This is a genomic window from Oricola nitratireducens (assembly GCF_014904745.1).
Lineage (GTDB): Bacteria > Pseudomonadota > Alphaproteobacteria > Rhizobiales > Rhizobiaceae > Oricola > Oricola nitratireducens.
The window spans coordinates 34,274-41,750 of record NZ_JACZCS010000046.1; the positions used below are offsets into that span (position 1 = coordinate 34,274).

General features: G+C 66.4%; 8 protein-coding genes and 1 tRNA gene. 2 read left to right on the forward strand and 7 right to left on the reverse strand.

Annotated features, from left to right (window positions below; translation table 11 throughout):
• Nucleotides 1-2 precede the first annotated feature (2 nt).
• The 4 genes from IG169_RS19830 to IG169_RS19845 form a co-directional block, all read right to left on the reverse strand.
• Nucleotides 3-650: an ATP-binding cassette domain-containing protein gene (locus tag IG169_RS19830; RefSeq protein WP_193178001.1), complete on the reverse strand. Its 648-nt coding sequence runs from the start codon at nucleotides 648-650 to the stop codon at nucleotides 3-5.
• Between the two features lie 18 nt (nucleotides 651-668).
• Nucleotides 669-2,348: an ABC transporter permease family protein gene (locus tag IG169_RS19835; RefSeq protein WP_193178002.1), complete on the reverse strand. Its 1,680-nt coding sequence runs from the start codon at nucleotides 2,346-2,348 to the stop codon at nucleotides 669-671.
• A gap of 30 nt (nucleotides 2,349-2,378) precedes the next feature.
• On the reverse strand, nucleotides 2,379-3,599 hold the full coding sequence (locus IG169_RS19840) for an ABC transporter substrate-binding protein (protein WP_193178003.1): 1,221 nt from the start codon (nucleotides 3,597-3,599) through the stop codon (nucleotides 2,379-2,381).
• 111 nt (nucleotides 3,600-3,710) lie between these two features.
• Entirely contained in the window at nucleotides 3,711-4,133 is a 423-nt protein-coding gene (locus IG169_RS19845; RefSeq protein ID WP_193178004.1) for an Hsp20 family protein, read from the reverse strand.
• A 117-nt stretch (nucleotides 4,134-4,250) separates the two neighbouring features.
• Here IG169_RS19845 and IG169_RS19850 point away from each other — a divergent pair, with 117 nt between their 5' ends.
• The gene (locus tag IG169_RS19850; RefSeq protein WP_193178005.1) at nucleotides 4,251-5,192 is read left to right on the forward strand and encodes a nucleoside hydrolase; all 942 of its coding nucleotides are present in this window, start codon (nucleotides 4,251-4,253) and stop codon (nucleotides 5,190-5,192) included.
• On the opposite strand, the gene IG169_RS19855 is transcribed toward IG169_RS19850, so the two are convergent.
• Entirely contained in the window at nucleotides 5,189-6,067 is an 879-nt protein-coding gene (locus tag IG169_RS19855; RefSeq protein ID WP_193178006.1) for a PfkB family carbohydrate kinase, read from the reverse strand. The genes IG169_RS19850 and IG169_RS19855 overlap by 4 nt on opposite strands.
• Before the next feature lie 169 nt (nucleotides 6,068-6,236).
• On the opposite strand from IG169_RS19855, the gene IG169_RS19860 reads away from it, so the two are divergent.
• Nucleotides 6,237-6,321 (forward strand) — tRNA-Leu (locus IG169_RS19860).
• Between the two features lie 94 nt (nucleotides 6,322-6,415).
• Here IG169_RS19860 and IG169_RS19865 read toward each other — a convergent pair.
• Nucleotides 6,416-7,336, reverse strand: a complete 921-nt coding sequence (locus IG169_RS19865; RefSeq protein WP_193178007.1) for an MBL fold metallo-hydrolase — start codon at nucleotides 7,334-7,336, stop codon at nucleotides 6,416-6,418.
• Entirely contained in the window at nucleotides 7,333-7,461 is a 129-nt protein-coding gene (locus tag IG169_RS19870; RefSeq protein ID WP_343225681.1) for a thioredoxin family protein, read from the reverse strand. The genes IG169_RS19865 and IG169_RS19870 overlap by 4 nt, the downstream gene beginning before the upstream one ends.
• Nucleotides 7,462-7,477 lie beyond the last annotated feature (16 nt).

Consider the following 7,477-nt stretch of genomic DNA (forward strand, 5'->3'; position numbering starts at 1 on the left):
CCTCAACCGACCTCGATCACGTCGCCGCCGGCCGCCGCTGCGTCGGCCGCGTCATGGGTAACGAGGATGACCGGCAGGCGGGACCGTTTCGCGCGCTCGAAGACGAGGCCGCGGATCTGGTCGCGCAACTGCATGTCGAGTTTCGAAAACGGCTCGTCGAGGAGCAGGAAGTTCGGCTCGGCGAGAAGCACGCGGGCCAACGCGACGCGCGCCTTCTGGCCACCGGACAGCGTGTCGGGATCGCGGTCGAAGAATCCTTCCAGCCCGACATCGGCAAGCGCCGCCTCGGCACGTTTGCGGCGCGCGGCGCTGCCCGCGACGGCGCGCGGGATCGCAAAAACCAGATTGCCGCCGACCGACATGTGCGGAAAGAGCAGCGGATCCTGGAACAGGATGCCGGCATGGCGCTCCTGTGCCGGAAGGTGGGCGATGTCGCGGCCGCCGCAGATCACCCTGCCCTCGCCGGAAAAGGCGGGATCGAGAAAGCCGCCGATATAGGCGAGCAGGGTCGACTTGCCGGAGCCGGAGGGGCCCATGACCGTCAGCGTCTCGCCGGGACGCACGAGGCGATCGACGGACAGCAGTTCCTGCCCGCCGAGACGGATGCGGACGGCGTCAAGGCGAAGGCCGGCGGTGGTGTCGTCAGGCAAGCGGGGCTCCGGGTCAATTCAGGCGATCTTCATGGCGCGGCGGTTGCGGAAAAGCAACGCCGGGACGAGCGCCGCAAGAGCGAAGCCAAGGAAGGGCAGCAGCATCTGCAGGAAGGCATAGATGCCGATGATGCGCCGGTTGCCGCCGGCTCCGAGCGCGACGGCCTCGGTGGTGATCGTCACCAGCCGTCCGGCGCCGATCAGCACCGTCGGCAGATACTGGCCGACGGAAACCGCGAAGCCGACGGCCATCGCCGCGAGAATGGCGCGCGACAGCATCGGCAGGCGGATGGCGAGAAAGGTCGTTCCGCGTCCCTTGCCGAGGCCGGCGGCGATCGCCTCGTAACGCCGGTCGAAGGCACGCCAGGGCGCCGACAGCGACAGGAAGACATAGGGCAGGACGAAGACGAGATGGACGAAGACCAGCGCCGCCCAGTTGGCGCCGACGCCGCCGTGAACGAGGAACAGTTTCAGCCCGAAGACGAAGCCCGCCTGCGGCACGAGCAGCGGCAGGTAGATGAAGAGCAGAGCGCGGTTGCCGCCGCTGCGCCCGGTTTCCTGTTCGCGCGCGAGGCTGGCGACGACGATCAGCGCCGAGAGCACGGTTGCGGCAAGACCGACCGTGACCGTCGTCGTCAGGGGATCGCCGATGCCCGGCAGGGTCTGCTGCCAGCCGCGCAGCGACAGGGACGCGGGCAGCACATGCGGGAATTGCCAGAGGCCCGAGACCGACCAGAGCGCCAGCAGGCCAAGCCCGCCGAAGATCGCGATCGCCGTCGTCGCCATGGCGAGAAGCGCGACCATGCGGATGCCGGCATCGGCCCGAAAACGCGGGCCACGTTCGCATAGGCGCATCGTCGCCATGGCGCAGAGTTTTTCGAGGCCGAACCAGATCAGAAGCGCGGCGAGCGTGACGCCAAGCTGCAGGACCGCGCCCGCCGACGCCATGAAACGCGCGGTGAGCTCGGGATCGTTCATCCACTGGACGAGGCGGACCGGCAGGGAGGCCGGAGTGGTCGGGCCGAGGATGACGGCGACGTCGACGGCGGAACTGGCAAAGGCAATCACGGCAGAGACGGCGAGCCGGATCTGGCGATAGATCGCCGGCCACGTGGTGAACAGGAAGCCGGCGACTCGGCCGTAGCCGAGCGAGCCGGCGAGCCGGTTCGAGGCGGCAAGCGGCACCTGCGGCAAGGCGGCAAGCGTGATCAGGAGGAGAAACGGCACCTCCTTGACGATCAGCCCGGCCATCAGGGACAGGCCGAGCGAATCGTTGACGATCAGCCAGTCGGGCGGGCGCGTCCAGCCGGTCGCCCAAGGCGAAACAAGCCGGGCGAGAAAGCCGGATGGCGCGATCATGAAAGCAAGACCGAAGGCGGCCGCCGCATGCGGGACGGCGAGCAGCGGCGAAACGAGCGACTGGATGAGGCGGAAGGTCCGCGTCTCCGACCAGCCGCCGACGAAAAGCGCGACCAGCGCGGTGGAGATCGCGGCCGTGACGACGCCGCTCGCCAGCGCAATCAGACAGGACCGCAGCAAGCCCGGCTGACCAAGAACGATGCGGAACGGCTCAAGCGAGATTTCGCTGCCGCCGAGCGCCGGCAGGTAGCCGAATGCCGGCGCCAGCGTCCCGGCAAGACCGGCGATCACCGGCAGGGCAAGGACGGCGATCGCCAGAAGGGGCGCGAAACGGAGCACGGACGGGCCCGACGGTACGCCGCCGGGCGCCTAGTTGGCGACGCCGTAGCGCGCGGCCCATTCCTCCTCGATCATCGCCATCCAGGAGGGATGCGGTTCGGGCAGCGTCGGGCCGAGTTCATCGGGCTTCAGCGTCGCGATGCCGAGATCAAGTTTCTCGAAGCGGGCACGGTCCTTATCGGAGAGCCGGTCCATCGCCAGAACGGTCGGGTCGCCCCAGATGCCCGGATCCTGCTTGCGCGCCTGGGCTTCCGGCGAGAGCAGGAAATTGGCGGTCACGAGCGCGCCGGCCTTGGCGGCGGCGTTGTAGGGGATGGCAACGAAATGCGTGTTCGAGAGCGTGCCACCGGAGAAGGTGAAGGACCGCACCTTGTCCGGCAGCAGGTCGTTGGCAATCGCGCTCGACGCCTCGGCCGGGTTGAAGGCGAAGGTGATGTCGAGTTCACCGTCTGCGAGCAACTGGCTCATCGAGGGATAGTCCTTCGGAAAGGCCTTGGCGCTGCGCCACAGATAGGGATGCAATTGGTCGAGATAATCGAAGAGCGGCTTCGTCAGGCCGGCGAATTCGTCAGGCTTGACCGGCTCAAGCAACTTCGCCGGATCGGCGATCTTTTCCGACAGGACCTGCTTCAGGAAGGTCGAGCCGATGAAATCCGGCGGCTGCGGATAGGAGAAGCGACCGGGCTGTTGTTTTGCCCAAGCGAGCAGTTCGTCGGCGGAATCCGGCAGGCCGGAGGCATCGGTGCGGGCGCTGTCGTAGAAGAAAACCAGCTTCGCCATGCCCCAGGGCGATTCCATGCCATCGGTTGGAATGGTGAAGTCGGTGGTGACCGTCGGCTTCGTTTCGGCATCGACATAGCGCCAGTTCGGCAATTGCGTCGCCCAGCCCGGTTCGTAGAGCAGGCCCTGGCGCTTCATGGAGGCGAAATTTTCGCCGTTGATCCAGATCAGGTCGATGGTACCGCCCGTATCCTTGCCGGCGGCTTTCTCGGTGACGACGGTGGCCACCGCATTGGCCGTGTCGTCGAGCTTCACATGCACCAGCTTGACGCCGAAGCGTTGCTGCAGTTCCTCGCCGACCCAGCCGATATAGGCGTTGATGTTCTGCGAGCCGCCCCAGGCATTCCAGTAGACGGTTTCGCCCTTCGCGTCCTTGAGCACGGCGTCCCAATCCGCCGGATTGACCTCGGCGGCGGTGGCAAGAGTGGTGGACAGAGCGAACGCGGCGAGCGCGGCCAGGACGGTTTTCATGAAGGGTCCCCTCGAAGACACATGCGGATGCGGGAGACCATAGAAGGGCGCGCGGCGAGGTCAATCGCGCTCGCCCTACACGCTTTGTCACATTCCGGTGAAAGGAGCGCGTCAGTCGCGCTGGGCGATGGCGATCTTCTTGACCAGCTTTTCGGGCTGCGGGCGATCGAGATCGACGGCGAGCAGGCCGTTCTTCAGCTCGGCGCCCAGAACGCGCATGCCATCGGCGAGCACAAAAGCCTTCTGGAACTGGCGCGCGGCGATGCCGCGGTGAAGAAACTCGCGCGGTTCCTCGTCCTCGGTCTGCCGGCCACGGATGACGAGCTGCGAATCCTCGGTGGATATATCGAGATCGTCGATCGAAAAACCCGCGACGGCGAGCGTGATGCGCAGGACCTCGTTGCCGTCCTTGACCAGCCGTTCGATGTTGTAGGGGGGATAGCCGTCGGCGCTCTTGGCGATGCGCTCGAGCGATTTCTCAATGGTCTCGAAACCGACAAGCAACGGGCTCGAAAACGTCGGGACGCGCGACATGTCCATGTCCTTCCTTGCAAAGCGACACTTGCGGCGAACCCGTTGGTGGCATTCGCCGGCGCCCTTGATATGGTCCGTCGGTCAAACGATTGCAAGCAACCAGCCGGCAGGAGTGCCATGTCCGACAGACGCGCCATCATCATCGACACCGACCCCGGGCAGGACGACGCGCTCGCCATCCTGCTGGCGCTTGCGAGCGAGGAGTTCGAGGTCATCGGGATCACTACGGTGGCGGGCAACGTGCCGCTGCCGCTGACCGAGAAAAACGCCCGCAAGATCTGCGAATTGGCCGGCAAGCCGGAGACGAGGGTCTTCGCCGGTGCTTCGCGGCCACTCGTGCGCGACCTCGTGACGGCGGAATATGTGCACGGCAAGAGCGGCCTCGACGGCCCCGACCTGCCGGAACCGGCGATGCCGCTGCAAGCGCAACACGGCGTCGACTTCATCGTCGAGACGCTGCGCGAGCGCGCTTCCGGCGAGGTGGCGCTGTGCACGCTCGGGCCGCTGACCAATATCGCGCTGGCGCTGGTCAAGGCGCCCGACATCGCGCCAAAGATCCGCGAGATCGTGATGATGGGCGGCGGATTCTTCGAGGGCGGCAACACGACGCCGGCGGCCGAATTCAACATCTATGTCGATCCGCATGCCGCGGCGACCGTGTTCAAGTCGGGCGTCCCCATCACGATGATCCCGCTCGACTGCACCCACAAGGCGCTGACGACGCACGAGCGCATCGACGCGATGCGGGCGCAGGGCACGAAGGTGACGACGGCCGCGGCCGAGCTGATCGATTTCTTCGAACGGTTCGACGAGGATAAATACGGCACCGACGGCGGACCGCTGCACGATCCCTGCGTCATCGCCTGGCTCTTGAAGCCGGACCTGTTTTCCGGCCGCGATTGCAATGTCGAAATCGAGACCGGGTCGGAACTGACCATGGGCATGACCGTGGTCGACTGGTGGGGCGTCACCGGCCGGGCGAAGAACGCACATGTACTGCGCGATGTCGACGCCAACGGCTTCTTTGGGCTTCTGACCGAGCGGATCGCGCGGCTTTAGAGTTCGCTTCGGTACGGAATCGCCGGCTGGGCGCCGGGCTTGAGACACGTGGCCGCGCCGGCGCGCACGGCAAGATCGAGCGCGTCCGGCCAGGCCATGCCCTCCGCCAATCCCGCGGCAAGATAGCCACAGAAGGTGTCGCCCGCACCCACCGTATCGACCGTCTCGATCACCGGGGCGGCGGCGCGGAACTCGCCGTCGCCCGTCAGCGCGACCGCGCCGTCCGGCCCGAGCGTGACGACGAGCGCGTTGCCCGATTTTTCCACGAAGGCCCGCATGCGCGCCGCGCGATCATCTCCGGGCAGCCGCATCGCCGCGGCCATCAGGTCGAATTCGGTCTCGTTGGCGACGACGATGTCGGCGAGCGGCGCCAGCGCCGGCACATCGTCCGTATAGGGCGCGATGTTGAGGACGGACGTCGCGCCGGCGTGGCGCAGCGCCGCCGACACGGTTTCCGCGGGGATTTCCATTTGCAGGAGGACGATGTCGCCGGTCTCCGGTTTCCGGGCCGTCACGTCGGCTGGCGCGACACGGCCGTTCGCGCCGGCGACGACGGCAATGACGTTTTCGCCCTTCAGGTGATCGACCATGATCAGGGCGACGCCGGTGGAAATGTCAGCGACGGTTTTCACACGGGAGAGATCGACGCCGCCGCCGCGCAACAGTTCCAGCGCGCCGTCCGCCTGGGCATCGGCGCCAACCGCACCGATCATCGCCACCTCGGCGCCGGCGCGGCGTGCGGCAAGCGCCTGGTTGGCGCCCTTGCCGCCGGGCGCGGTGACAAAGGACGGGCCGCGCACGGTTTCGCCCGGCGCCGGCAGGCGCTCGACACGGGCGATCAGGTCGAGATTTATCGATCCCGGAACGACGATCACGGGCACTCTCCTCCGGTCGGATTCGCGGCCGTCAAGCTAGTGGTTTTCCGGCCCCGATGCCAACCGCGCGCCGCACCGGAAATTTCGCAGCAAATTCTTGGCCGAAGCGCTGCAATGCCGTTGACTTGGCCCGCGCAGCCCCTTAAACGATGCCGCCTAGCCAAACCGTGCCCAGATGGCGGAATTGGTAGACGCGCACGGTTCAGGTCCGTGTGCCGCAAGGCGTGGAGGTTCGAGTCCTCTTCTGGGCACCATTTCTTTTTCGCTGCATTCCCTGACCGTCCTTGGCGGAATCACCGGACCCGGCGTCCTGCCTCCCGGTAGCGGCGGCGAAACACCTAGTAGCTCCTATTCCCATTCCATTTCGGAGAAGACCTGCTGGGCGTTGCGCCGCGACAGCGCGTCGAATTGCGTCAGATGGGCAAAGGCCGACTGGTCGACCTCGACCGAACCGATCATGTCACCGCCGGCATCGATGTGTTCGGCGATGCGGGCGCGCAGATTGGCGAGGTAGTCATACGTGTCGGCCTTCGCGCGAGCGAGGGTCGTCGCGTGGCCGTGACCGGGCACGACATGCTCCGGCTCCAGGGCGGCGAAGCTGTCGAAGGCTTCCAGCCACGGGCCGGACAGCGACTGCGGGCCGACGCCGAGAATGCGTTCGACGAAAACGATGTCGCCAGCAAACACGGTGTCGCGCGCGGCGACCCAGACATAGCTGTCTCCGGGTGTGTGCGCGGCGCCCGGATGGACGACCTTGAAATCCAGTCCGCCCAGCGAGAAAGCGTATTCATCGTCGAAAACGGTATCGGCATAGACCGGCTCCGTGCCGGCAAGCGCATCGCCGATGAGTGTCTCCAGCATGGTGAACTGCATCGACTGGCGGTCGCTCTGGTCGGCGACGGCATCGGCGGATGCGATGATGGTCGCGCCTTTCGCCTTCCAGTAGCCGTTGCCGAGCCAGCGGTGGTCCTGGCCGCCCGTATCGATGACGTATTTGACCGGCTCGTCCGAAATCGAGCGGATCGCCGCGTCGATTTCCTCGGCGCCCTTCCAGCTGCCACCGGGGTCGACCAGGACAATACCGTCGCCGGTGACAACGACGCCGAAGGTGGCGTTGTTGGCGAAGTTCTGCGGCGAGCGCTGCTCCATGTCGCCGACGAGCGCATAGACCCCGTCGGTGACCGGCTGGATTTCGAGACTGCCCGCCGATGCGGCCATGCTGGTTGCGAGAACCGCCGCAGCCGCTATTCCTGTTCGAAGGAGGGTCATGCCGCGAGCCAGCCTTCCAGCGCCGCGGCGTCTGGCAGTCCGCCGGCATGAACGAGCTTGCCGTCGATGGAGATGCCCGGCGTCGAAACGACGCCGGCCATCGCGATTTCGGCGTAATCCGTCACCTTCTCGACGTCGACG

Coding starts and splice junctions, on each gene's coding strand:
- IG169_RS19840 (WP_193178003.1), bottom strand. CDS start 3,599: ATGAAAACCGTCCTGGCCGCGCTCGCCGCGTTCGCTCTGTCCACCACT.
- IG169_RS19845 (WP_193178004.1), bottom strand. CDS start 4,133: ATGTCGCGCGTCCCGACGTTTTCGAGCCCGTTGCTTGTCGGTTTCGAG.
- IG169_RS19865 (WP_193178007.1), bottom strand. CDS start 7,336: ATGACCCTCCTTCGAACAGGAATAGCGGCTGCGGCGGTTCTCGCAACC.
- IG169_RS19850 (WP_193178005.1), top strand. CDS start 4,251: ATGTCCGACAGACGCGCCATCATCATCGACACCGACCCCGGGCAGGAC.